The following is a 25,290-nucleotide window of genomic DNA, read 5'->3' as shown; positions in this document are numbered from 1 at the left end:
GCCCAGGCCGGGGGCCTTCATTGCAAGGAGACAACTCATGCCTCGCTTCGCTGCCAACTTGTCCATGCTGTTCACCGAACAGGACTTCCTGGCCCGCTTCAAGGCTGCCGCCGACGCTGGTTTCAGCGGCGTCGAATACCTCTTTCCCTACGACTTCAGCGCTGCCGACATCAAGCAACAGCTCGAAGCCCACGGCCTGACCCAGGTGCTGTTCAACCTGCCAGCCGGCGACTGGGGCAAGGGCGAGCGCGGTATCGCTTGCCATCCTGACCGCGTCGACGAATTCCGCGCCGGTGTCGACAAGGCTATCGAATACGCCAAGGTCCTGGGCAACACCCAGGTCAACTGCCTGGCCGGCATTCGCCCGCAAGGCTTGCAGTGCGCCGATGTGCGCAGGACGTTCGTCGAGAACCTGAAGTTCGCCGCCGACAAATTGAAGGCCGCCGGCATTCGCTTGGTCATGGAAATGATCAACACCCTCGACATCCCAGGCTTCTACCTGAATACCACCCGGCAGGCGCTGGACATCCAGGCCGAAGTCGGCAGCGACAACCTGTTCCTGCAGTACGACATCTACCACATGCAGATCATGGAAGGTGACCTGGCTCGCACCATGGAAGCCAACCTCAACCTGATCAACCACATCCAGCTGGCCGACAACCCAGGCCGTAACGAGCCGGGTACTGGCGAAATCAACTACCGCTTCCTGTTCGAGCACCTGGACCGCATCGGCTACCAGGGCTGGGTGGGCGCAGAGTACAAGCCGCTGACCACCACCGAAGCAGGCCTGGGCTGGCTTAAAACCCACGTGGGAGCAGGCTTGCCCCGGGAAAGCGCCCGCAAGGACACCACCACAGCCTGAACCACCGCATTCGCGGGGCGAGCCCGCTCCCACAGGGTTCAGGGCTCCCCCGGGAACATGAACATACAAATACAAGAGGCACATTCTCATGGCTAAAATCGGTTTCATCGGCACCGGCATCATGGGCAAGCCCATGGCCCAGAACCTGCAAAAGGCAGGTCACAGCCTGTTCGTTTCCACCCACCACGATGTCGCCCCAGCCGACCTGGTCGCCGCTGGCGCAGTGGCCCTGGCCAACCCGAAGGAAGTGGCCCAGGAAGCTGAGTTCATCATTGTCATGGTGCCGGATACCCCGCAGGTCGAAGCCGTACTGTTCGGTGAAAACGGCGTTGCCGAAGGCGCCGGCCCGAACAAGGTGGTGATCGACATGAGCTCGATCTCCCCCACCGCCACCAAGGCCTTTGCCGAGAAGATCAAGGCCACTGGCGCCGCCTACCTGGACGCACCGGTGTCGGGCGGTGAAGTGGGCGCCAAGGCCGCGACCCTGAGCATCATGGTCGGTGGCTGCCCGAAAGCGTTCGAACGCGCCCTGCCGCTGTTCGAAGCCATGGGCAAGAACATTACCCGCGTCGGCGGCAACGGCGATGGCCAGACGGCCAAGGTCGCCAACCAGATCATTGTCGCCCTGAACATCCAGGCAGTCAGTGAAGCGCTGCTGTTCGCCGCCAAGAACGGCGCCGATCCAGCCAAGGTGCGTGAAGCACTGATGGGCGGTTTTGCCTCGTCGAAAATCCTTGAAGTGCATGCCGAGCGCATGATCAAGGGCACCTTCGACCCAGGCTTCCGCATCAGCCTGCACCAGAAGGACCTGAACCTGGCCCTGCAAGGCGCCAAGGAGTTGGGCATCAACCTGCCCAACACCTCCAATGCACAGCAAGTGTTCAACACCTGCGCTGCCCTGGGCGGCAGCAACTGGGACCACTCGGCGCTGATCAAAGGCCTGGAGCACATGGCCAACTTCTCGATCCGCGACGACAAATGATTTGAATTCGGGCTGCCTGGCAGCCCAATCGCCGCACACCTTGCGCCCCGCGCACTACTTGCGGGCGCCGGCTTGCCAGCGATGAATTCACCACCGAGCAACACCCGCCCCTGGTTCGGCCTGCACGGAGGCAGTTCCAGGGGCGTTTTCGATTCTGCAGAACAACAATAATTGGGAGCCTGCCATGTCGGTCGATCCGCAAAAACTTCTCCGCGAGCTGTTCGACACAGCCATCGCCGCCGCCCATCCGCGTCAAGTCCTCGAACCCTACCTGCCCGCCGACCGTAGCGGCCGGGTCATCGTCATCGGCGCCGGCAAGGCCGCAGCCGCCATGGCCGAAGTGGTCGAGAAAAGCTGGCAGGGCGAAGTCTGCGGGCTGGTGGTCACACGTTATGGCCATGGTGCCCACTGCCAGAAGATCGAGGTGGTCGAAGCCGCCCACCCGGTCCCCGACGCCGCCGGCCTGGCCGTGGCCAAACGCGTACTGGACTTGGTCAGTAACCTCAACGAAGACGACCGCGTCATCTTCCTGCTGTCTGGCGGTGGTTCCGCGCTGCTGGCACTGCCGGCCGAGGGCCTTACCCTGGCCGACAAGCAGCAGATCAACAAGGCACTGCTGAAATCCGGCGCCACCATCGGCGAGATGAACTGCGTGCGCAAGCACCTCTCGGCGATCAAGGGCGGCCGCCTGGCCAAGGCCTGCTGGCCGGCCACGGTCTACACCTATGCCATTTCTGATGTACCGGGCGACCTGGCCACCGTGATCGCCTCTGGCCCCACCGTGGCCGACCCAAGCACGTCGGCTGACGCCCTGGCGATTCTGAAACGCTACAACATCGAAGCGCCCAAAGCAGTCATCGACTGGCTGAACAACCCGGCTTCGGAAACCGTTAAGGCCGATGACCCAGCCTTGGCCCGCAGCCACTTCCAGCTGATCGCCAAACCCCAGCAATCACTCGAAGCGGCTGCGGTCAAAGCGCGACAGGCGGGTTTCAGCCCGCTGATCCTCGGCGACCTGGAAGGTGAATCCCGCGAGGTGGCCAAGGTGCACGCCGGTATCACCCGGCAGATCGTCCAGCATGGCCAGCCATTGAAGGCCCCCTGCGTGATCCTGTCCGGCGGCGAAACCACCGTGACCGTACGCGGCAACGGCCGTGGCGGGCGCAACGCCGAGTTCCTGCTCAGCCTCACCGAAAGCCTCAAAGGCCTCCCGGGCGTATACGCCCTGGCCGGCGACACCGACGGCATCGATGGCTCGGAAGAAAACGCCGGCGCCTTCATGACCCCAGGCAGCTACGCCCGCGCCGAGGCCCTGGGCCTGTCGGCCAGCGACGAGTTGGACAACAACAACGGCTATGGCTATTTCGCCGCGCTGGAGGCGCTGATCGTCACCGAACCGACCCGCACCAACGTCAACGACTTCCGCGCCATCCTGATCCTCGAGACTGCCCAATCATGACGCCTGATAAAAAAGTCAAAATCCTTGCCACCCTCGGCCCTGCGATCAACGGTATCGACGACATTCGCCAACTGGTCGAAGCCGGGGTGAATATCTTCCGCCTCAACTTCAGCCACGGCGAACACGCCGACCATGCCCTGCGTTACCAGTGGATCCGCGAAGTGGAGCAGCAACTGAACTACCCGCTGGGCATCCTCATGGACCTGCAGGGGCCGAAGCTGCGCGTGGGCCGCTTCGCGCAAGGCAAGGTGCAACTGCAACGCGGCCAGGCCCTGCGCCTGGACCTGGACAAGACCCCGGGCGACAGCCGCCGGGTCAACCTGCCACACCCTGAAATCATCGCAGCCCTTGAGCCCGGCATGGACCTGTTGCTGGACGACGGCAAGCTGCGGCTGCGCGTCACCGCCAAGCACAACGACGCCATCGACACTGAAGTGCTGAACGGTGGCGAGTTGTCCGATCGCAAGGGCGTCAACGTACCGCAAGCAGTACTCGACCTCTCCCCGCTCACCGAAAAGGACCGCCGCGACCTGGCCTTTGGCCTGGAACTGGGCGTGGACTGGGTGGCCCTGTCGTTTGTCCAACGCCCTGAGGACATCATTGAAGCGCGCCAGTTGATTGGCGACCGTGCCTACCTGATGGCCAAGATCGAGAAGCCATCGGCAGTCGAACAACTGCAAGCCATCGCCGAACTGGCAGACGCGATCATGGTGGCCCGCGGTGACCTTGGCGTGGAAGTGCCGGCCGAAAGCGTGCCGCAAATCCAGAAGCGCATCATCAGCACCTGCCGCCAACTGGGCAAACCGGTGGTGGTGGCCACGCAGATGCTCGAGTCCATGCGTTTCTCGCCAGCGCCAACCCGTGCCGAAGTCACCGACGTGGCCAACGCCGTGGCCGAAGGTGCCGACGCGGTCATGTTGTCGGCCGAGACTGCTTCGGGTGATTACCCGCTCGAAGCGGTGCAGATGATGAGCAAGATCATCCGCCAGGTGGAAAACGGCCCGGACTACCAGGCCCAGCTCGACGTTGGCCGGCCTAAGGCCGAAGCCACTGTGTCGGACGCCATCAGCTGCGCCATCCGCCGCATCAGCGGCATCCTGCCGGTGGCGGTGCTGGTCAACTACAGCGAGTCGGGTGCCTCGACCCTGCGCGCGGCCCGCGAGCGGCCAGGGGCACCGATCCTCAACCTGACACCGAACCTGAACACCGCGCGCCGCCTCAGCGTTGCCTGGGGCGTGCATTCGGTGGTCAACGACCGCCTGCGTCAGGTCGATGAGGTGGTTTCCACCGCGCTGGAGATTGCCCAGGCGCAGGGTATGGCCAGCCGTGGTGACACGTTGCTGATCACGGCCGGTGTGCCGTTCGGCAAGCCGGGCTCGACTAATACGCTGCGGATCGAGACCTTGATCTGATTCAAAGGCCCTTTCGCGGGGCAAGCCCGCTCCCACAAGGTAAGCGGTCTACCTGTAGGAGCGGGCTTGCCCCGCGAATGGAGGGCAAAGCCCTCCCCCTGCACCACAACAACAGACCTGCGCAAAACCGAGGCCCGAAGAGGCCCACCGCTCTTCCATCAACCTTACTGACTGCCCCATGTACACCAAAAATTTCGTCAACCCGTGCCCCGACTGGGCCACGGCGCTGCTCAACGGCTTCAGCCAGGTGCTGCTGCTGCGCAACCCCCTGTGCGGCCTGTGCTGCCTGCTGGCCATCCTGGTGACCGCGCCCAGCCTGGTCGGCGGCGCCTTGCTCGGCGCCCTTGCCGGCTTGCTCACTGCCCAGCGCCGCCACTACGACCGCGCTGACCGCCAAGCCGGGTTGTACTGTTACAACGGCGTGCTGATCGGCATCCTGATTAGTGCGGTACTGCCGTGGTCGGCGATCATGCCGCCGCTGATCATTGCCGCTGGCGGGATGTCCAGCATCATCACCCACCAGTGGCGCAAGCGCGGCGGCAAGCTGCTGATCGCCTATACGGCGCCATTCGTGCTGCTGGGCTGGGGCACATTGATGTTTGCCACTCCATCGACCGCCAGCTTCGTCGAAGCCGACACCCTGTATGCCATCGCCCGTGGCATAGGCCAGATCTTCCTGCTCGACCACCCCCTGGCCGGTTCGCTGATCATCCTCGGTATAGTCATTGCCAACCCTTATGCCGCAATGTGGGCGGTGATCGGCTCGGCCATCGGCGGTGGCGTGGCCCTGCTCGCCGACCAAGCGCAAGCCGCCTGGCTGGGCCTCTATGGCTTCAATGCCGCACTGGCGGCACTGGCCTTCAGCAGGCAAGGTGAAAAACCTTGGGTGACGCTGCTGGCCATCGCCCTGGCGCTGTTGATACAACCGCTGTTCAACTTGATGCCCATTGCCGGACTGACAGCGCCGTTCGTACTGGCCTGCTGGCTGATGCATGGGGGCAACCACTTCTGGCAGCTTCTACTGCGTCGGGATATAGGGCGTCTACATAACTGAGCCTACGGTAATGCCAACCCCCCATGGCTGACGCCGTTCTGCGGCCCACACTCACAGACCTGAAACTGGCATTTTTGCCAGTTCAGCCTGTTGCAGGCCCGGTCTCTGACCTTTTAGGCTTGTTGCTTACGCCCCCGGATCACAAACCATGCAAACCCCGCAATCTATACGCGAGCGGCTCTTCGTCATCGTCTTCCAGTCCGATACCGTGGCAGGAAGACGCTTCGACAAAATCCTGCTGCTGATCATCCTGGCCAGCCTGGTCACCGTCATCCTCGACAGCATCGATGAAGTGCACCAAGGCTACGCCGGCCTGCTGGCTGGCATAGAGTGGGGCTTTACCGCGATCTTCCTGGCCGAATACATCACCCGCCTGTATTGCTCGCCCAAGCCCTTGCGCTATGCCTTCAGTTTCTATGGCCTGGTCGACTTGCTGGCGATCGTGCCGGGGATCATCGCCCTGTACTACAGCGATGCCCAGTACCTGCTGATCATCCGCGTCATCCGCATGCTGCGGATCTTCCGCGTACTCAAACTCAGTCCTTATCTCAAACAGGCCCATTACCTGCTGGAGGCGCTGCGCGGCAGCAAGCAGAAGATCATCGTGTTCCTGGCCAGCGTATCCACCCTGGTCACCGTGTTCGGCACCCTGATGTATGTGGTCGAAGGGCCGGAGCATGGCTTTACCAGCATCCCCAAAGGCATCTACTGGGCCATCGTCACCCTGACCACCGTGGGCTTTGGTGACATCGTGCCGAAAACGCCCCTGGGGCAGGTGTTGTCGTCGCTGGTGATGATTACCGGTTACTCGATCATTGCCGTGCCTACTGGGATCTTCACCGCAGAGCTGGCCAATGCCATGCGCGGGGAAAAATTGCGGCACGACTGCCCGACGTGCCACAAGAATACCCATGAGCCCAGCGCGTCATTCTGCTCGCGCTGCGGCAATGCACTGTTCAGGAAGGAGCAGTGACACGCGCTGCCAGCGCCTCGCGGGTCAATGCCAGCAGCAGCTCGTTGCGCGCTGCCTGGCGCTCATTGTTGACCGCCGCGACCCTGGCCAGGTACTCGGCCTCGGGCACGCCCTCGGCGCCTTCCAACAAGGCCTGCAAGCGTTCATGGAACGGCGCATCAGCAGCTTCCAGGCGTGCCGCCTGGCTGCGTTCCAGGTGTTCGCGCCAGAACTCGCGCTGGACCAGCGAAGCGGCTACCTGTTCGTCGGTCTCGCTGCTTTGCACCCGGGCGCGCGCCGCCTCGATGCGTGAGGGCCCCACGCCCGACACGTCGGCATACAGCATGTCGCCGGGTTGGGCCGGCAGGTCCAGCGCAGTGCGCAGCGCCACCCGGTAGGCCAGCCCCACTTCGATTTCGTCCGGGTTGCGCCCTGCTGCACGCCGCCTTTGAATATCCTCGAGCGCAATTCGGTCAAGCGCGTCCAGCCGCCAGAGCTGTCGCCCCAGGTGCAGCAAGGCGCCTTGCTGATCGCCCACCCCCGCATCGGCACGGGCACGCCAAACCAGCATGCTCAACTCCAGGTTGCTGAAGCACAACGCCACGCTGTCTTGGCAAGTCAGTTGCCGATCGACCTGATTGAACAATGCCTCGCGCAGACTGGCATGGTCTCTCATGGCCTGCAGCAGGGTAAACACGCGCTCGGCCAGGGCTTCGCCGTTTTGGGTGAACTCTGCCGTGTCCAGCAAGCGGCCCAACAGCTGGAAAAAGTCATCGCTCCCTGGCTCCGTCTCCAGCGACTCCCAGCAAGCAGACAATTCGTCACGTGCCAGCACATTGGCGCTGTCCAGCCAACGCTGGCGCACGAAGGTTGTGCCCGGGAGCGCACTCTGGCCCTGGCCCAGCGATGGCCACTGCACGGGTAGGCCCTCCAGGTCGCGTGCATTCAACGGGTTGCCCCACAGTATGAGCGAGCGCCTGGCCCACACAGGTGCCCGATGGTAACTGGCGGGCAAAGTGGCGATAAGGTTATCGCGCAAATCGGCCTGTAGCAGGTCGGGACAGCTCAGCACCCCAGGCGGCAGTTCGGTCTGGCCTGTACCGCGCATGTGCAGCCGGCGCAGCCGATTCAGTGCGCGCAGGGAAAACCCACGGCCCAGCGGGTTGAACGACAGGTTGAGGTATTGCAGAGACCGGCAACCGGCCAGTATGCCCGCCTGTTCCGGATCGAGCACGATGCGGTTGTTGAACAGGTCCAGCTCATTGAGGTCCGGCATCTGCGCGATCGCTGCCGGCACCCGGCTCAGCCGGTTGCCACTCAGTTCAAGGATGCGCAGGTTGGGGAACGTCGCCAGGAATGCCACAGGAATGTCGTCCAGCTGCATCCCCAGCAGCGCCAGTTCGAAGACATGGGCAAACCTTACCTGGGCAGGCAGTTCAGGCAGGTTGCCCGGCACTGCGGCAAAGATGGCGAAGCGGAAACTCTGAGGCGCCAGGATATTGTTCACACCCACGGTGACCCGCCGTTGCCAGCAGTCGATCAGGCAACGCCGGAAGTAGCGCCGCTCCTCTTGCAGGCCACCTGGCGCTGCCTCCAGTACCCATTGATCCAACCGTTGGCGTAACGCCCCAAGCTCGTTGTTCAACCGGGCAATTTCCGTATGAACATCGACACCCGTAGTGCGCAGGTCTTCAACCCAGGCCAACACCTGCGCGTCCGAAAAGCTCGGATAGACGTCACGCACCGAGGCAAACAGCGCCTGTGGCCGACCTTCCCGCCGCCCGCTGAGCCGGTAGCCCAGACGGCCATCGAGCTCGCGCTGTGGCGGCCGGAACCAGCCGCTCAACCGGCGTGTACCCAACAGCTGAGCCACCTCGGCGCGATGCGCGACGGCCTGGCGGCTGAGCAGCACGCGCAAGTTGTGAGCGAATGGCTCGCCAATCCCCAGTGCATCCCGTTGGGGGCTGTCGTAGGCGTCGGCCATGACCGCGAACAGCTCACCGGGCTGCCCCAACGCTCGGCCTGTTGCATCCACCCGGCGAAACGCTCCGCCTTCGTGCCATAGCCCGTAGTGGTACAAGCCGCCTGGGTCGGTGACCAGCAACGGCGCCTCGGCGTCGCCGTCAAACAGCGCCCAGCGCACACTCGCGCCGGCAGGCAGGTGCTTGAGCATGGACAGCGCCACCCGTGCCAAGTCCACGTGCTGTGCCACTTCCAGGTAAAAGGCCTCGAACACCCTGGCCTGACGAACCCGCGCGGCCTGCAGACGCGCGGCTTCGGCCAGCCTCAGGGCCACGCGCCCACGCTCGGTCAACCGTGCGCGGTCAGCCGCAGGGGCATTATGCAGCAGTGCGCGCGCCACCGGCTCCTGCAAGCTTGGGAACGCTCGACGCAACACCCCGGTTTCTGCGCTCGGTGCAGGCTGCGTTGCGTCATAGGCCTGCTCAAACAACAGGCGGCGCTGGCCGGCAGCCAACTCGGCCAAGGCCTGATCATCGAGCTCCTGCCCCCCCGGCAATGCGCGCACGTGTTGCAGGAGTGCGCCATCGTCGAGCGGCTGCCCGGCGCGCAAACGCTCGATCAGCACGCCGATGCGTCGATCCAGCAAAAACCGCTCGACGCTGTCGACAAGCGCGGCGTCCGGGGCCTGGCCCTCCACATGCAGGGCGCGCAGATGGTCGGCTTGCAGGTTGTGAGCCACCAGCACCTGGTCAATCTGCTCGTCATCCAACTCATGCAGGCGCCCGCCAAGTCGGCGAAACAGCTGGTAGGTGTCGTCCCACTGCGCCGGTTGCTCGAACCACAGCCGCCAGGCCCCGGCCCCATTGTGGCTCAGCCGAGGGCCATACCCACCACGCGGCCGTAGGCGCCACTGGCCCTCAGCGGCGCCTTGAACCACGGGGTAGCAATGGCCGTCCATTTCGACCCAGGCGCGGCCCTCCAGGTGATGCACCCCCTCTTCATCCATACGCGCCTGCGTGAAGGGCGAGGCACGGTAATCGGCCAGTACCGGATCACACAGCCGTGTGCTGCCATCTTCCACAAGCCCAGGCAGCAGGCTGTCAACCTTCACCGACCGCTGCCAGGTGCGCAGTGCCACCCCCACACCGACAGCGGTGGCGCCCATCACGGCAAGGTCGGTAGCGACATGGGTCAAGTGATCGAGCGCGGCCCGGGTATCGCCTTCATGCCAGGCCTCGACGCCATGGAATACCTCCTTGAGCAACCCCCAGGCAGTGAACGCCAGCAAACCTGCGCCGACCATCGGAATGAACAGGCCAGCCAGGTTGAGCAGCGCCCAGCCCTCTGCGGCCAGGCGCTGGTCATGCGCCTCTTGCACGGCCCGGTCAAGGTCCGCTACAGGGACAGCGATCATCGCCGCGTCATCCTTGATCTGCGCGATGCGCGCCGTGCCCAGGGTTTCGAACAATGCCGGGGGCAAGGCCTGCATGTGCTCTTCAAGGTCGTAGTTGGCCCAGTCCGCCAGATCGGCGTACGCCGGGATGATCACCGAGAAGAATGCCTGGCTGTCCCGGCGCCGCACGAAGCGGCTGAAGAACCGCTGATAGTCACGGGTACGCAGGCGCCGCCCCAGGTCATTGGCCAACCGCCGCAGGCTGCTGGCCACACACCAAGGCCCATGGGGATCACCCGGTACGTACGCCAGCAAGCGTCGAGTGGTATTGCGCAACCAACCCGCTTCGATGACGTCCAGCAACACGATCTGCTCGAGTTTGCAGCCCAGCAGGCTCAGTTGTTTGGCCACCACCGGTCTGCCTTGCAGGCGCGGCGACACGCCATCACGGCACACACCGATAATCAGGTGCAGTTCGTCGTTGTCGAGCACCCCGCTGTGCCTGGCCTTGTAGGCGTCCACCAGCATCTGCTGGCGCTGGGCGTCGCCCAACAGCGCTGCCACGCTGTGGCCTTGTGCTGTCGGCGCCAGCAGCACGCTGTCGAGGTGACGTTGATATTGACCGCCCAGGTCGAGGCGGCGACACAGGTTGGCAAACGCCAGCGCAGAAGGCGGTTTGACAGTGCCCTGCCGCGCACTGGTCAGACGATTGCCACGCGGCTGGCCATCCGCCGCCGCCTCATCGACGGTAAAGTTGCGCAGCGCCGCCTCAAGCAGCGGCCTGTCGCCATACACCACCTCAGTCAGGTGTATGCCCACAGGCTGCGTATTGATCACCGGTTGGCGGTGGCCGGCGACGAAAGACCAGCGATGCACATCGAAGGTTTGCTTGCAGTGTGCCGCCAATGCCTGCTCCAGGCGCCTGGTCGAAAAACTGTCGATGCCTTCGAGGCGGCCAAGCACGTCGCTCAGTTGCTGGCGTAACGTCAGGCTCTGGCGCAGCGCCTCGGTCAGCCCTGGCATAGGCTTGGCACAGGCCGCCTGCAACCATTGCGGCAGACGCGCGGCAATGAATCGGTCCTGAAAGGCCTGCTCCAGGGCAAGGCAATCGGTATGTGGCGGCTGATCGGGTTGATGAGTCATGGCTCGCACCTCCTTTGGGGAGGCGCGAGCTTAGGCATGGCACCGGGCCGCCGGTGGCTAGATACCTAACACCCGCCTGGCAAAGCGCATAAGTAAAGAGCCATTCGGTCTTTAATCGCCCCAAAGCGAAAGGCTATAGTCGCTGGCACAATGCCAACTCTCTGTACGCTAACAAGGAATGCTTCGTGAAAAAGCTCTTCACCGCCTCGCTGCTGGCCGCAGGCCTGGCCCTGGGCAACCTCGCCCAGGCCGCCCCGACCCTGCTCAACGTGTCCTACGACGTGATGCGCGACTTCTACAAGGACTACAACCCGGCGTTCCAGAAACACTGGGAGGCCGAGCACAATGAGAAGGTCAATGTGCAGATGTCCTTCGGCGGCTCGAGCAAACAGGCGCGCGCCGTGATCGATGGCCTGCCGGCCGATGTCATCACCATGAACATGGCCACCGACATCAACGCCCTTGTCGACAACGGCAAGCTGGTGCCGGACAACTGGGTGACCCGCCTGCCGAACAACAGTGCGCCCTTCACCTCGGCCACCGTGTTCATCGTGCGCAAGGGCAACCCGAAAGCGTTGAAGGACTGGCCCGACCTGCTCAAGGACGGCGTACAGGTGATCGTACCCAACCCGAAGACTTCGGGTAATGGCCGCTACACCTACCTGTCGGCCTGGGGCTACGTCCTCAAGCAGGGTGGCGATGAAACCAAGGCCCGCGAGTTCGTCGGCAAGCTGTTCAAGCAGGCGCCCGTGCTCGATACCGGGGGTCGCGCCGCGACCACGACCTTCATGACCAACCAGATTGGCGACGTGTTGGTGACCTTCGAGAACGAAGCCGAGATGATCGCCCGCGAGTTTGGCCGCGATCAGTTCGAAGTGGTTTACCCGAGCGTGTCGGCTGAAGCCGAGCCGCCGGTGAGCGTGGTCGACAAGGTAGTGGCCAAGAAAGGTACCCAGGCCGTGGCCGAGGAATACCTGAAGTACCTGTGGTCGCCGGCGGCTCAGGAAATCGCCGCGCAGAACTACCTGCGCCCGCGTGATGCAACCGTGCTGGCCAAGTACACCGACCGCTTCCCGAAAGTCGACTTCCTGTCGGTGGAGAAGACCTTTGGTGACTGGCGTACCGTGCAGAAGACTCACTTCAATGACGGTGGCGTTTTTGACCAGATCTATACCAACCAGTAATTGATGTAGACCCTATCGCCGGCAAGCCGGCTTGCCGGCGATAGGTCCCTGCGGCAACACACTTCTTCGAACTTCCCCACCGCTGAACAATCAGTTTCTTGAGTAACCCTGCCCCGCTCACCCCGGCCCAAGGAGTACTCCAGTGCTGCGTTACCTCACCACCCTGCTGCTCGGCTGCCTGCTGAGCACCCACCTGCTTGCTGCAGATCCTGCGCCCGCCGAAGAACAACCCGCCGAACCGGAACCGGTGCTTCAGGGCGGCTTGCTCGGGGCCTTGGCAGATGGCCTGGACAGCGCCGCCCGGGAGCTGGACCTCGACGCCCACCTGGTCGACGCCTGGCGCTTGCGCACCGACCGCGCAGCCAAGGAGGTGGAACACCTGGTTGATCGCCACTCCGCCAGCGATTCGCTGCAACTGGTTGGCAACTTCCTGCTGCTCACCCTTACCTGGGCTGCCAGCTTTGCCGTCCTCACCACCCTGGGCCGCTGGCTCAGCAGACGCACCACGGCCACCCCGTGGCTGCGCCAGCGCAAGCGCGCCAGCAGCCTGCTCGGCTATCTGCTGCCCTACACCCTACCGGCCTTGGCCAGCCTGCCTCTGACCCTTTACGTCAGCCGTTTCCTCGAACCTTCGGTGGCCCGCGCCTTGGGGCTGAGCCTGGCCTACGCCAGCAGCAGCGGCCTGTTCTCGACCTCGATCATTCTGTGCCTGGTCACGCTGTTCGATGCCGGCCACAAGCGCCAGGCCGTGGCAGTGATCAAGCGCATGGCGCCGCGCCCCCTGTTCCTGATCGGCTTTCTCGCGGCCTGGAGCGACGCCTTGACCAGCCCGCAGATCGCTCGCCAGTTGGGCGGCAACATCACCGCCAGCATTGCTGTGTTCACCGGATTGGCCGCCACCTTCATCTTCGCCAGCCTGGTCGTGCGCCTGCGCCGCCCGGTCGCTCACCTGATCCGCAACCGTGCCCTCAAGGACCGCCTGCAACACCGGGCGGTGCAGGAAACCCTGCGGATCTTCTCGACCGTCTGGTACTTGCCGATCCTGCTGATGATCCTGGTGTCGGCAATCCACCTGGTCGGTGCCGGCGAAGAAAGCCAGAAGGCCCTGCAAAAAGCCCTACTCACAACCGTGCTGCTGGTCTGCACGGTATTTCTCAGCACGCTGCTGCAGCACCTGCTGGCGCCCCCCGCTGCAGATCCGGCGCAACGCGTACGGCCTTACAAGGAACTGCTGCGCAGCCTTGCCCACGCGCTGCTGCGCATCAGCATGGCGGTGGCGTTCATCGAACTGCTGGGGCGTATATGGGGCTTCTCGGTGATCAATTTCGCCCTGAGCAACAGCCTGGGCCAGGCCATCAGCAATTCACTGTCGAGCATCGGCCTGATCCTGCTGGTCACCTGGCTGCTCTGGGTGGTGCTCGATACCGCCATTCAGGAAGCGCTCAAACCCGCTGTCGGCCGCCGCGCAACGCGCCAACCAAGCACCCGCGTGCGCACCATCCTGCCGATGCTGCGTAATGCCATCAAAGTCATCCTGATCGTCATCTGCACCATCACCACCATGGCTAACCTGGGCATCAACGTCGCACCGCTGCTGGCCGGTGCCGGGGTGATTGGCCTGGCTATCGGCTTTGGGTCGCAGCAATTGGTACAGGACGTGATAACCGGCCTGTTCATCCTGATCGAAGACACCATCTCGATCGGCGACTGGGTGGTGCTCGACTCCGGTCACGCGGGTACCGTCGAAAGCCTGACCATCCGCACCCTGCGCCTGCGCGATGGCAAGGGCTTCGTGCATTCGGTGCCGTTCGGCCAGATCAAGGCAGTCACCAACCAGTCGCGGCAGTTTGCCTATGCGTTCTTCTCAGTGCAGTTCACCTACGACAGCGATGTGGACGAGGCGCTGGCGCTGATCCATCAGGTGGGGCAGTCGATCAGCGACGACCCCCTGCTGCGCATCAACCTGCAAGGGCCGCTGCAGGTGTTCGGGGTCGACCGCATGGATTTGAACGGGTTTGTGCTGACCGCGCAGTTCCGCACCATTTCCGGCGGGCAGTATGCCGTGAGCCGGGCGTTCAACGAACGGCTCAAGAAGCGCGTGGACCAGACGGAGAATGTGAGTTTCGCCCAGGTGTACCCGCTGCCTGTGCGTGGCGTTTCAGCATGAGGCAGGCAGGCTTAGGCCTGCCTGAACACCAAGGCTTTCAAGCCCCCCGCCGGGTCCGCATCAGGAAACTCCGGCGGGTTGTCCAACCGCTCGATGAAGGCCAGCGAGGGCGCCTGCTCAGCCATCCCCTCAATCAGAAACTCCGGCCCGATGCCTGGGTCGTTCACACAGGCCAGCACCGTCCCACCTGCATTCAGCAACTCCGGCAAACGGCGCAGAATTTTTGCGTAATCCTGCGTCAGCACGAAACTGCCCTTCTGGAACGTGGGCGGGTCGATGATGATCAGGTCATAGGGCCCGTACTTGCGTACCTTGCCCCAGGACTTGAACAGCTCATGCCCCAGGTAAGCCACCCGTGACGCATCGTGGCTATTGAGCCGATGGTTGTCTCGCCCACGGGACAACGCCGACTTGGCCATGTCCAGGTTCACCACTTGCTCGGCCCCACCGGCAATTGCCGCCACCGAAAAGCCACAGGTATAGGCGAACAGGTTGAGCACCCGCTTGCCTGCCGCGTGTTCACGCACCCACCGCCGACCATGGCGCATGTCCAGGAACAGGCCGTTGTTCTGCCGCACACCCAGGTCAAGCAGGTAAGTCAGGCCGTCCTCGACCACCTCGCGCTGCTGGCTTGGCTCGCCCCACAGCCATTGGCCCGGGCTGTCCGGCAGGTAGCGGTGCTGGATGAGAATCGCTTGGCCGGACCATTGCGGGCGCTCGGCAAGGTTGCGCAGCATGGCTTCGAGTTCAGCCAGCTGGCCTTGCGCCGGCGCGCGGAACAGCGCCACGGACAACACCCCCTGCAGCCAGTCGACCGTGACCTGCTCCAGCCCCGGCCAGCAGCGGCCGCGGCCATGGAACAGGCGGCGGGTTTCCTGCGGGGCGGGGTCGAGGGCGGCAAGCAGATGCTGTTCGAGGGTCTGGATCGGCGAAGTCATGGCGGGTCGCATGCAAGTAAAAGGGAGCATTCTACCCCGCAAGGCCACTGCGCGCCTCCAGCAGCCGCGCGGCACCTATGGCAGCCGGCTCACCGGCAGTAAGACGCGACTGCAGCCTCACTGGCCTTTGGTCACCACCGCGTGCGAACGAAACCACCACCCCTGCTGCATCCCCGCTGCCGCCAGCAGGATCAGCGCCACACCCAACCACTGCAACGGCGCCAGGCGGTGCCCGAAGGCCACCCAGTCGACCAGGATTGCAGCAATCGGATAGACGAAGGACAGCGCCCCCGTGAGCGCCGTGGGCAGGCGCTGAATGGCGCTGTACAGCAGCACGTACATCAGGCCCGTGTGTACCATGCCCAGTGTCACCAGGCTGGCCAGCGCCGAACTTTCGCCCGGCAGCCCCCCCAGTTTGACCCACGGTGCCAGCAGCAACACCCCGGTAGCCACTTGGATCAGCGCGATCAGGTGCGGTGGGATGCCTGCAAGGCGCTTGATGATCAGCGCGGCGATGGCATACAGAAACGCTGCACCCAGGGCCAGGGCAATGCCCAGCAGGTATTCGCTACCGCCCGTCTGTCCTGCGCCATGGGCGCTGACGATCGCCAACATGCCCATAAACGCCACACTCAACCAGGTAACCTTGGCGGCGGTGATCTTCTCGCCCAGGAACACTGCGGCCAGCCCGACCAGCATGAACGGCTGGACGTTGTACACCGCGGTGCCGATAGCGATCGAAGCACGCGAGTAGGAGGCAAACAGCAGCAGCCAGTTACCCACGATGGCGACGCCGCTGGCGATGGCCAGCAGCACAGCCGTACGACTGATCACCCCCGGCCTTAGAAAGCCGAAGGCGGCACAGACCAGCAGCAAGGTGCCGGTGCCGAACACGCAACGCCAGAACACCACGTCCAGCACAGGCTGGCCGGACACCAGCACGAACCAGCCGATGGTCCCGGAAATCAGCATGGCAGCGATCATTTCCAACGAGCCACGGCGCACCGAACTGTCCATCTCACACCTCCCAAGGATGACGGCCTGATTATGAATCGGGTCAGACGGGGCCTTCCAGCGGATAACCAAGGCAAAAAGCGGGTGTGGCCTTTACTATCAAGGTCAATCTCAAGAAACAACTGACGAGGCCCCCATGACCGATGCGATCGACCAGTTGCTGATCAACGCCCTGATGGAAGACTCACGCCGCTCGCTCAAAGCGCTGGCCCAGATCAGCGGCCTTTCCGCACCCAGCGTCAGCGAGCGTCTGCGCCGCCTGGAGGAACGTGGCGTGTTGTGCGGTTATACCGTCGATGTCGACCCGCGCAGTTTCGGTTACCAGCTGCAGGCTATCGTGCGCATCCGTCCACTGCCGGGGCAGTTGCAAGCGGTGGAACGGCAGATCGTCGCCATCCCTGAGTTCACCGAGTGCGACAAGGTCACGGGCGAGGATTGCTTCATCGCCCGGCTGCACGTGCGCTCGATGGAACAACTGGATACCTTGCTCGACCGCATCAATGTGCTGGCCGAGACCAATACGGCAATCATCAAGAAGAGCCCGGTTAAACGGCGATTGCCGCCGATGAATTGATCTCCTTGGCGGCGAGCCCTAGGTGGCTATTTTTTGTACATAATAATGTCACCTTAAGTGCCATTTTTGTGTGCAATTCTCCCGACGTCGCCCCAATACGTTACACCTTCCGCTCAACTAATTCTGACCATTCGATCAACTAGTCAGGACGTTAAAAAATTAATCCTGTTCAGATGGTCAACTTATAAGTGATTTATTTCATAAAGTTATATTTCAAACGATTAATTTCAAAATAATGGCTACCTGAAAGTTGCTCTCTGTCTGGCATGGAACTCGCTTTTGTGTGTTCGTGTTTTGTATACAAGTTTGACAAAACATAAATACACAAAGCCCGCGACCCCGGCTCACGCCGGCCGCCGCGCCCAGAACCCAGTGATGCCAACGCTGCACCGACGAGATGGCGAGCCCGTGCGCATGCCCGCTCATCGCAGTCCACGTGCATCAGGAGCCTGCCGGAATGCGAACCAGCCTCGACCTTGCCCCTGAACTCTCCGCCGCCAGCACTCACCCCGCCGCCACCCTGGCCGGTTACCTACCCCCCCTTGAACTGAGCCCGCGCCTGCATAACCGCGACCTCGCCCCAACCCGTCTGGAAGGCCGGCGCTGGGGGCGCTACAGCATCTTCGCGCTGTGGACCAACGACGTGCACAACATCGCCAACTATTCCTTTGCCATGGGCTTGTTCGCCCTGGGCCTGGGTGGCTGGCAGATCTTGTTGTCTTTGGCGATTGGCGCGGCGCTGGTGTACTTCTTCATGAACCTGTCCGGCTACATGGGGCAGAAGACGGGCGTGCCGTTCCCAGTCATCAGCCGCATCGCCTTCGGCATCCATGGCGCGCAGATCCCGGCGCTGATCCGTGCGGTTATCGCCATCGCCTGGTTCGGTATCCAGACCTACCTGGCTTCGGTGGTGCTACGGGTGCTGCTCAGCGCCGTCTGGCCGCAGGTAGCGGCCTATGACCACAACAGCCTGCTAGGCCTGTCGAGCCTGGGCTGGGTGTGCTTCGTGGCCATCTGGCTGGTACAGTTGGTGATCCTCGCCTATGGCATGGAGATGGTTCGCCGCTACGAGGCCTTTGCCGGCCCGGTGATCCTGCTCACCGTGGCCAGCCTGGCGATCTTCATGTACGTCAAGGCAGACGCACGTATCGCCTGGTCGGTGGCCGAGCCGCTCACCGGCTACGAGATGTGGCGCAACATCTTTGCGGGCGGTGCCCTGTGGTTGGCGATCTACGGCACCCTGGTGCTCAACTTCTGCGACTTCGCCCGCTCCTCGCCGTGCCGCAAGACCATCCGCGTCGGTAACTTCTGGGGCCTGCCGGTGAACATTCTGGTGTTCGCCATGATCACTGTGGTGCTGTGCGGCGCGCAGTTCAAGCTCAACGGCCAGATCATCGACAGCCCTACCCAGATCGTTGCCAGCATCCCCAGCACACCGTTCCTGGTCCTCGGCTGCCTGGCCTTCCTGATCGTTACCGTGGCCGTGAACATCATGGCCAATTTCGTCGCACCGGCCTTCGTGCTCAGCAACCTGGCGCCCCGTCATCTGAACTTCCGCCGCGCAGGGTTGATCAGTGCCACCCTGGCCGTGTTGATCCTGCCGTGGAACCTCTACAACAGCCCGCTGGTGATCGTCTACTTTCTGTCCGGCCTGGGCGCCCTGCTCGGCCCGCTGTACGGGGTGATCATGGCCGACTACTGGCTGCTGAGAAAAGGCTGCATCAACGTGCCTGAGCTCTACAGCGAAAACCCGGCCGGTGCCTACCACTACAGCAAAGGCATCAACCTGCGTGCCGTGGCCGCGTTCGTGCCGGCGGCGCTGCTGGCCATCGTTCTCGCCCTGGTCCCCAACTTCCATGCCATCGCGCCGTTTTCCTGGCTGATCGGGGCCGGCATCGCCGCCGTGCTGTACCTGCTGATCGCCCCGCGCAATCGCCAATATCACGACGTCAGCGGCGAGTGTATCGCCGTCGACCACAGCAGCCATTGACCCAGGAAGCCTGCCCATGCGTATTCTGATCGCCAACGTCAATACCACCGAAGCCATCACTGAGGCCATCGCCGAACAGGCCCGCAGCGTGGCCTCGCCCGGGACCGAAATCGTCGGCCTCACCCCCTGGTTCGGAGCCGAGTCGGTGGAGGGCAACTTCGAGAGCTACCTGGCCGCCATCGCCGTCATGGACCGGGTGCTGGCCTACGACGGCCCTTACGATGCCGTGATCCAGGCCGGCTACGGCGAGCATGGCCGCGAAGGCTTGCAAGAGCTGCTGAACGTGCCGGTGGTGGACATCACCGACGCCGCCGCCAGCACCGCGATGTACCTGGGCCATGCGTACTCGGTGGTTACCACCCTGGACCGTACCGTGCCACTGATCGAGGACCGGCTGAAACTGTCCGGGTTGTATGACCGCTGTGCTTCGGTACGCGCCAGCGGGCTGGCCGTGCTGGAGCTTGAGGAGGACCCGCAACGTGCCGTGCAGACCATTGCCGAACAGGCAGAGCGCGCGGTGCGCGATGACAAGGCCGAAGTCATCTGCCTGGGCTGCGGCGGCATGGCTGGGCTGGATGAGCAGATTCGCCAGCGCACTGGGGTGCCGGTAGTGGATGGCGTAAGCGCGGCGGTGACCATTGCCGAGTCCCTGGTGCGACTGGGGTTGAGCACGTCCAAGGTACGCACTTATGCCACGCCAAGGGCGAAAAAGGTGGTGGGCTGGCCAATGCGGTTCGGGCGATAAGGCGCCTTTACCGGCACTGTCGCCGGTAAGCCGAACCCCACAGGTGCCTCAGCGCGCAGACGGCTTGTGGTTTACCTGTGGGGCCGGCGCGGTCAACCCATCATCCTGGCCAACCGCTCTGCACTGCCACACGCCAGGGTGAACCCCAATGCCCCATGGCCCAGGTTCACCCACAGGTTTCGATAAGCTGTAGCCCCAATGATCGGCACCCCGGTAGGCGTCGCCGGCCGCATCCCCGCCCACTCCACGGCCTGCCCGTAATCCGCCGCATTCGGCAACGTCTCAAGCGCCAGCCGGCGCATGCTTTGAAGCCGACGCGCATCCACCGATTCGTCGAAACCGACGATATCCACCATCGCCGCGACCCGCAGTTGGCTGTCCAGGCGTGCATAGACGATCTTGCGCTCGTAATCGGTAATGCTCACCTCAGGCGCACGGTGCTTTGGCGCAATCGGCGCAGTCAGGCTGTAACCCTTCAGCGGATACACCGGCAGGTGCATGCCCGGTAACCCCAACCCCGCGCTGCGGTGGCCTGCACACAGCACCAGCCGCTGCACATCAACCCGCGCCTCGCCCACCTGCAGCGCAACGACCTGGTCGGCGTGTGCGAGCAATCGCGTCACTGGCCTGCCAAGCAGGAACCTGCACTGCCCGCAGGCGCGCAGGCGCTCGGCGAGGCGTTCACAAAAACGGTGACAGTCGGCAACCTCCTCGTCCGGCGTCAGCACACCGCCAATGAACGGTACCTCGGCCAACGTCGGCTCCAAGGCTCTCAGGTCGGTGCCGTCAAGCACCTGTTGGTTGGCCGTGTCAACGTGTTCACGCCCGCGGGCAAATGCCCGTTCGCTGCGAAAGGCAACCAGTTTGCCGTTACGCCTCCAGGCGAAATCCGTCAGGCCATCGTTTTCACGCCAATGCGCCAAGGTCGCCTGACTGTGCAGCGCCAGCTCCAGCAGTTGCGCACCGTTGCGTCGATTGACACTGCGCCGGCACGCCCCCATGAATGCCATCAACCAGCGCCATTGCGCCGGGTCCAAGCGCAAACGCAGGCGCAGCGGCGAATCACCTTGCAGCAGCCAGCCCAGCGCCTGCCAAGGCACGCCGGCATCGGCCAACGGCGCCACGTAGCGGTAAGACAACTGCCCGCCGTTGGCAAAGCTGGTAGCTGAAGCCAGGCTGTCGCGCGCCTCGATCAGTTCAACCGACTGGCCCTCGCGCACCAGCGCATAGGCGGTTGCCAGGCCAATCACCCCGCCGCCGATCACCGTCACCTTGTGCTTCATCCGTTACCCCTGTTTCAGCGTCCATGCCAAGACAGTAGCAGCCGATCAGGTCGGGCAGCTATGCTCACCGCCGTTCAGGCCCTGGCGCAGGTTACGGCTCAGCAGGCTGGCCTTGCCGTCGTGCCACGTAAGGGTCAGCACGTACAACGTGTCGAAATCGTCAGCGTTCCATTCTTCGGTGATCACACGCTCATCACCCAGGGCTTTGTCGGCCACCGCGTTGATCAGCTCGGGCAGATAGCCATGGGACCAGGCGGTATAGACAGTCGCATTGCGGTACTTGTCGCTCAGCAGCTCTTCGGCGAGTTCATCAGTGTCGTCGGCGCCAAAGTCGATGTTTACCGGCAGGCCCAGGCGAATGGCGCTGGGGGTGATGGTCATCAGTGGGCGGATGTAGCTGTAGCGCTGGTCGTCACTGCCTTCCTCGACATGGCGCGAAGGGTTGGCAGCGAAGACATAATCGGCCTTGCCGAAGCGTTCCGGCAGCAGTGTAGCGAGGTCCAGTGCACGGTTGAGGCCTTGGCAGTTCAACTGCCCCAGCCCCTCTCCCGGCTTCTCGGCATGGCGCAGAAAGACCAGGGTCTGGGTACCGTCGACCGGTTGGGCCCGGCTTTCGACCACCGCCAGGGCCAGTGGCACAGCCGCAGCGACAAGGGCCAGGCTCAGCAGCAGGGGGCGACGGCGTCGAAAGAACGATGGCAACTTCATGTAGGCAGGCTCTTGTGGCAAAACTATCGGGTTGACCCGCCACATCGCCCGGCGGCCGAAGCCGCAGCGCATCCTTGTAGTGTGCGCCATCCCTGGCGACGAGTAGGCCTCAGAGTGCCCTCAACCCGTTTGGTTCCTCCCTGACGGTGAATGCCGGTCCCTGTGCAGGGGTTACAGTAAGGCCTGCGCGTTGCCGATTTATTGCTTGCTCAAACAAGGACTGGGCCATGGCTGGCTCAATCATCCCGCGTCAGCACTTCCAGCAGCTCAATTTCAAAGGTCAGGTCCGCATTCGGTGGGATAGCCCCCACACTGCGTTCGCCATAGCCCAGGTGCGCCGGCACCTGCAGCTTGCGCTTGCCCCCTACGCGCATGCCCATCAGGCCTTGGTCCCACCCCTTGATCACGCGGCCGGTGCCAATCACGCACTGGAACGGCTTGCCACGCGACCAGGACGAGTCGAACTCGCTGCCATCGGCCAGCCAGCCGGTGTACTGAGTGGTGATCAGGGCGCCTTTGACGGCGGCTTTGCCGTCGCCTTCGACGAGGTCGATGATCTGCAGTTCGCTGCTCATGGGCATGCTCCAACGATGAATTTCAAGGGCGCCCTTTTCTCAGGAATACCGCGGTTTGGCAAGCGGGCCTGCTTCAACCGAACTGGTCGAACGCTTCTTGCCCCGTCAGCTCCTTGGTCTGGTTGGCAAAGCAATACCAGGCAGGCCGCTGTTCCACGAAAATCTGCAAGTCGAAATCCCAGGCCTCGTCGCCGTCGAGCAGCCCCACCGGAACGGCATAGCCGTCATTGGCTTTGAGCCGGTAATACAGGTGCGTACCACAGCGCCCGCAAAAGCCGCGCTGGGCCCAGTCGGAGGAGTCGTAGACACTGGGCGCGCGGCCCTCGACCCGCGGCGGCTGGCTGCAGTGCACCACCAGCAGCGGACCACCGGTCCATTTGCGGCACATGCTGCAATGGCAGGCGCTGATGTGGGTGTTGTCGACGGTGACGTGCAGCGTGGTATCGCCGCAAAGGCAACTGCCGTGCTTTTCAAGGCTCATGGTGGGGCTCCTGGCAAGGAATGGGTGGGCAAGTATAGGTCGCCCTGCGACGAGTGCCGGAGCCCCCTGCGGGGGCGGTCAGATGAACACGCTGCCACGCAGGTACAACACCGCCCGCCCACTGATGATCACCCGGCCGTTGCCCGGTACTTCACAGTACAACTGCCCTTTGCGCGCACCGCCCTGCTCGCAGCTCAGGACGCTTTTGCCCAAGCGCTGCGCCCACAACGGCGCCAGCGACGTGTGGGCAGACCCTGTGACCGGGTCTTCGTTGACCCCGACGCGCGGGCCGAACCAGCGGGTAACGAAGTCAAAACCGCGCCCTGGCGCAGTCACGGCGATACCACGGACCGCAAAGGCCGACAGAGCGACGAAGTCAGGCTCAAGCGGGTCGAGCAGCGCAGCATCATCGATCACCACCACGTAATCGTCGGAGCGATAAACAGCCGTCGCCCCGCCCAGGCCCAGCGCCTTCAGCAAACCGGCCGGCGTGTCCACCGCGACCGGCTGCTTGGCCGGGAAGTCCATGGCCAACAGGCCGTCGCCGCTACGGCTGACACGCAATTCGCCGCTGCGGGTAGCAAAGCGCAGCACCTGGGCCTGTTCGCCCAGGTGCTCGAACAGTACATAGGCCGCGGCCAGGGTAGCGTGGCCGCACAAGTCGACCTCGACCGCAGGCGTGAACCAGCGCAAATCGAAGCCTTCGCCATTGCGCACGAAGAAGGCGGTCTCGGACAGGTTGTTCTCTTCGGCAATACGCTGCAGCACGTCATCCGGCAGCCAGCTTTCGAGTGGGATCACCGCCGCCGGGTTGCCACCGAACGGCTCAGCGCAGAAGGCATCGACCTGGAAAATCTCGAGTTGCATGCAAACACTCCTTGAGGCCCGGCCAAGGCCGGGCGGAATCGAAAGCGACGTTACGGGTGCACCGGCGTGAGTACCGCTTCACCGGCAAAGAACGCCTGCAGATTGCGCAGGACCAAGGTGACCGTGTCGCGCGCAGCCTCGGGCGACTGGCCGGCCACATGCGGAGTGAGCACCGTGTTGCCCAGCGCCTTGAGCGCAGCGGGCACAGCCGGTTCGTCATCGAATACATCCAGCGCTGCACCGGCAAGCTGGCCACCCTGCAGCGCAGCGATCAATGCTTGGGTATCCACCACGCTGGCGCGGGCGATATTCACCAGATAGCCCTCGGCACCCAGCGCGTCGAGCACCTGCGCATCGACCAGATGATGGGTGTGGGGGCCACCAGGGGTCGCCACGACCAGGATGTCGACGGCATCGGCCAGGTGCAGCGGGCTGTCGTACCAGGTGTAGGGCACGTCCTGACGTGGCGTGCGGCTGTGGTAGCTGATGCTCATGTCAAAGCCCAGATGGGCCCGCTTGGCGATGGCCTGCCCCACTGCGCCCAGGCCAAGGATCCCCAGGCGTTTACCACTGACCGAGGGGCTGATGACCCGGTTCCATTCCCCACGGCGGGTGCTGGCGTCGGCACGCGGGATGTCGCGCAGCAGTGCCAGCAACAGGGCCAGGGTATGGTCGGCGACTGCGGCGGCGTTGGCGCCGGCTCCATTGGTGACGGTAATGCTACGGGCTGCAGCAGCAGCCAAGTCGACCTGCTCATAACCGGCACCGATCACGCAAATGATCTGCAAGTTGGGCAAGGCAGCGATTTCAGTGGCGGTCAGCCCCAAGGGGCCGCGGGTGAGCACGGCATCGATTTGGCTGGCATGGCGCTGGATGGCGCTGGCGCGCATCTGCGGTGACGGTGCGCGGATGAGCTGGTAACCGGCCTGCTCGAGTAACGGCAGGTAATCGTCGACGGTTTCTACCAGTACCAGGACAGTCTTGCTCATGCCACCTCCTTGAAATTCAGAGGGGCATTATGCGGAGTCAGTGGCCAGTACAGTCAATCGGTAAAACGAAGCTCAACTGTACTGTATTGGTACGAAAACGCCCGCGCCGCGAGGACGCGAGCAATGCCCCACCGCCCTACTGTGCGAATGCTCGGCCCAATCCGCCCGGCACACCGCTGCTGTCGGTCTCCTGCCAAGGCCCGTCCGGGCTCAGCGACCAGCTCCAGCCATTGTCATAGCGGTAATAGGTGCGCTGACGGTAGAAGGTGTTGGGTTTTTTCTCCAGCACGTAAACACCGAGCTTCGGGTCCCAATGACTGGCCCCGCCCGGTGGCGGCGCGAAACTGGCAGAGGTACGCGGCATTGGTTTGGGAATGGCCGCCGGCTTGCCCGGTTGGGTTGCAGGCTGCTCGCCGGGCAATGGCTTGACCACTGGCCCCTGGCGTGGCGGCACGGTTTCGATCGGCGGCGACGGCTGCTCGTACGGCTCATGCACCGTACACGCGGACAAACCCAGGGCCAGGGTGATCAGGGTCAGGCGGACAGTGCTGTGCAT

21 protein-coding genes are annotated in these 25,290 nt (G+C 63.5%); 11 read left to right on the top strand and 10 right to left on the bottom strand.

All coding sequences use genetic code 11. The annotated features are described in order from the left end of the window. Nucleotides 1–37 precede the first annotated feature (37 nt). The 6 genes from hyi to L6D80_RS01585 all read left to right on the top strand — a co-directional run bounded on the left by hyi (nt 38) and on the right by L6D80_RS01585 (nt 6,742). The gene (gene hyi / locus L6D80_RS01610) at nt 38–862 is read left to right on the top strand and encodes a hydroxypyruvate isomerase (RefSeq protein ID WP_176514382.1); all 825 of its coding nucleotides are present in this window, start codon (nt 38–40) and stop codon (nt 860–862) included. A gap of 88 nt (nt 863–950) precedes the next feature. Further along, complete coding sequence (locus L6D80_RS01605; protein ID WP_054900002.1) at nt 951–1,844, top strand: 2-hydroxy-3-oxopropionate reductase; 894 nt, start codon at nt 951–953, stop codon at nt 1,842–1,844. A gap of 184 nt (nt 1,845–2,028) precedes the next feature. Then, nucleotides 2,029–3,303 (top strand): glycerate kinase type-2 family protein, encoded by a 1,275-nt coding sequence (locus L6D80_RS01600; protein ID WP_176514384.1) that lies wholly within the window; start codon nt 2,029–2,031, stop codon nt 3,301–3,303. Further along, nucleotides 3,300–4,715, top strand: a complete 1,416-nt coding sequence (gene pyk, locus L6D80_RS01595; protein WP_176514386.1) for a pyruvate kinase — start codon at nt 3,300–3,302, stop codon at nt 4,713–4,715. Before L6D80_RS01600 ends, pyk begins: the two co-directional genes overlap by 4 nt. A 178-nt stretch (nt 4,716–4,893) precedes the next feature. Then, on the top strand, nt 4,894–5,769 hold the full coding sequence (locus L6D80_RS01590; protein WP_176514387.1) for an urea transporter: 876 nt from the start codon (nt 4,894–4,896) through the stop codon (nt 5,767–5,769). Between the two features lie 148 nt (nt 5,770–5,917). After that, nucleotides 5,918–6,742 (top strand): ion transporter, encoded by an 825-nt coding sequence (locus L6D80_RS01585; protein WP_176514389.1) that lies wholly within the window; start codon nt 5,918–5,920, stop codon nt 6,740–6,742. Here L6D80_RS01585 and L6D80_RS01580 read toward each other — a convergent pair. Continuing rightward, nucleotides 6,726–11,219: an NEL-type E3 ubiquitin ligase domain-containing protein gene (locus L6D80_RS01580; protein WP_176514391.1), complete on the bottom strand. Its 4,494-nt coding sequence runs from the start codon at nt 11,217–11,219 to the stop codon at nt 6,726–6,728. The two genes, L6D80_RS01585 and L6D80_RS01580, sit on opposite strands and share 17 nt — an antisense overlap. A 185-nt stretch (nt 11,220–11,404) precedes the next feature. Between L6D80_RS01580 and L6D80_RS01575 the strand changes: the two genes are divergently transcribed. Beyond that, a complete protein-coding gene (locus L6D80_RS01575; protein ID WP_054900008.1) occupies nt 11,405–12,403 on the top strand; it encodes a sulfate ABC transporter substrate-binding protein in 999 nt (332 codons plus the stop codon). A gap of 142 nt (nt 12,404–12,545) precedes the next feature. Beyond that, nucleotides 12,546–14,570, top strand: a complete 2,025-nt coding sequence (locus tag L6D80_RS01570; protein WP_054900009.1) for a mechanosensitive ion channel family protein — start codon at nt 12,546–12,548, stop codon at nt 14,568–14,570. An 11-nt stretch (nt 14,571–14,581) separates the two neighbouring features. On the opposite strand, the gene L6D80_RS01565 is transcribed toward L6D80_RS01570, so the two are convergent. Both L6D80_RS01565 and L6D80_RS01560 read right to left on the bottom strand, forming a co-directional pair. Beyond that, nucleotides 14,582–15,508 carry a class I SAM-dependent methyltransferase gene (locus tag L6D80_RS01565; RefSeq protein ID WP_176514393.1) on the bottom strand — a complete coding sequence of 309 codons (927 nt, stop codon included), beginning with the start codon at nt 15,506–15,508 and terminating at the stop codon, nt 14,582–14,584. Nucleotides 15,509–15,625: 117 nt separating this feature from the next. Then, nucleotides 15,626–16,525, bottom strand: a complete 900-nt coding sequence (locus L6D80_RS01560; RefSeq protein ID WP_176514395.1) for a DMT family transporter — start codon at nt 16,523–16,525, stop codon at nt 15,626–15,628. 133 nt (nt 16,526–16,658) lie between these two features. Between L6D80_RS01560 and L6D80_RS01555 the strand changes: the two genes are divergently transcribed. From L6D80_RS01555 to L6D80_RS01545, 3 genes are all read left to right on the top strand, one after another. Continuing rightward, on the top strand, nt 16,659–17,096 hold the full coding sequence (locus tag L6D80_RS01555; RefSeq protein ID WP_054900012.1) for an Lrp/AsnC family transcriptional regulator: 438 nt from the start codon (nt 16,659–16,661) through the stop codon (nt 17,094–17,096). Between the two features lie 457 nt (nt 17,097–17,553). Then, nucleotides 17,554–19,086 carry an NCS1 family nucleobase:cation symporter-1 gene (locus L6D80_RS01550; RefSeq protein WP_176514397.1) on the top strand — a complete coding sequence of 511 codons (1,533 nt, stop codon included), beginning with the start codon at nt 17,554–17,556 and terminating at the stop codon, nt 19,084–19,086. A 16-nt stretch (nt 19,087–19,102) separates the two neighbouring features. Next, nucleotides 19,103–19,831 carry an aspartate/glutamate racemase family protein gene (locus L6D80_RS01545; protein WP_054900014.1) on the top strand — a complete coding sequence of 243 codons (729 nt, stop codon included), beginning with the start codon at nt 19,103–19,105 and terminating at the stop codon, nt 19,829–19,831. Between the two features lie 92 nt (nt 19,832–19,923). Here L6D80_RS01545 and L6D80_RS01540 read toward each other — a convergent pair whose 3' ends face one another. The 7 genes from L6D80_RS01540 to L6D80_RS01510 form a co-directional block, all read right to left on the bottom strand. Beyond that, nucleotides 19,924–21,114, bottom strand: coding sequence for a D-amino acid dehydrogenase (locus L6D80_RS01540; protein ID WP_176514399.1), 1,191 nt, complete (start codon nt 21,112–21,114; stop codon nt 19,924–19,926). A gap of 45 nt (nt 21,115–21,159) precedes the next feature. Then, nucleotides 21,160–21,822, bottom strand: coding sequence for a histidine phosphatase family protein (locus L6D80_RS01535; RefSeq protein WP_176514401.1), 663 nt, complete (start codon nt 21,820–21,822; stop codon nt 21,160–21,162). 236 nt (nt 21,823–22,058) lie between these two features. Then, on the bottom strand, nt 22,059–22,397 hold the full coding sequence (locus L6D80_RS01530) for an FKBP-type peptidyl-prolyl cis-trans isomerase (protein ID WP_054900017.1): 339 nt from the start codon (nt 22,395–22,397) through the stop codon (nt 22,059–22,061). 73 nt (nt 22,398–22,470) lie between these two features. Then, on the bottom strand, nt 22,471–22,878 hold the full coding sequence (locus L6D80_RS01525; protein ID WP_176514402.1) for a GFA family protein: 408 nt from the start codon (nt 22,876–22,878) through the stop codon (nt 22,471–22,473). Between the two features lie 78 nt (nt 22,879–22,956). After that, nucleotides 22,957–23,745 (bottom strand): PhzF family phenazine biosynthesis protein, encoded by a 789-nt coding sequence (locus L6D80_RS01520; protein ID WP_054900019.1) that lies wholly within the window; start codon nt 23,743–23,745, stop codon nt 22,957–22,959. A 50-nt stretch (nt 23,746–23,795) separates the two neighbouring features. Continuing rightward, entirely contained in the window at nt 23,796–24,734 is a 939-nt protein-coding gene (locus tag L6D80_RS01515; RefSeq protein WP_176514405.1) for a 2-hydroxyacid dehydrogenase, read from the bottom strand. A 136-nt stretch (nt 24,735–24,870) separates the two neighbouring features. Continuing rightward, a complete protein-coding gene (locus tag L6D80_RS01510) occupies nt 24,871–25,290 on the bottom strand; it encodes a hypothetical protein (RefSeq protein ID WP_054900021.1) in 420 nt (139 codons plus the stop codon).

It is taken from the genome of Pseudomonas ceruminis (assembly GCF_021602025.1).
In the GTDB taxonomy this organism is placed as follows: Bacteria; Pseudomonadota; Gammaproteobacteria; order Pseudomonadales; family Pseudomonadaceae; genus Aquipseudomonas; species Aquipseudomonas ceruminis.
This window is presented reverse-complemented; position numbering and strand designations above follow the sequence as displayed.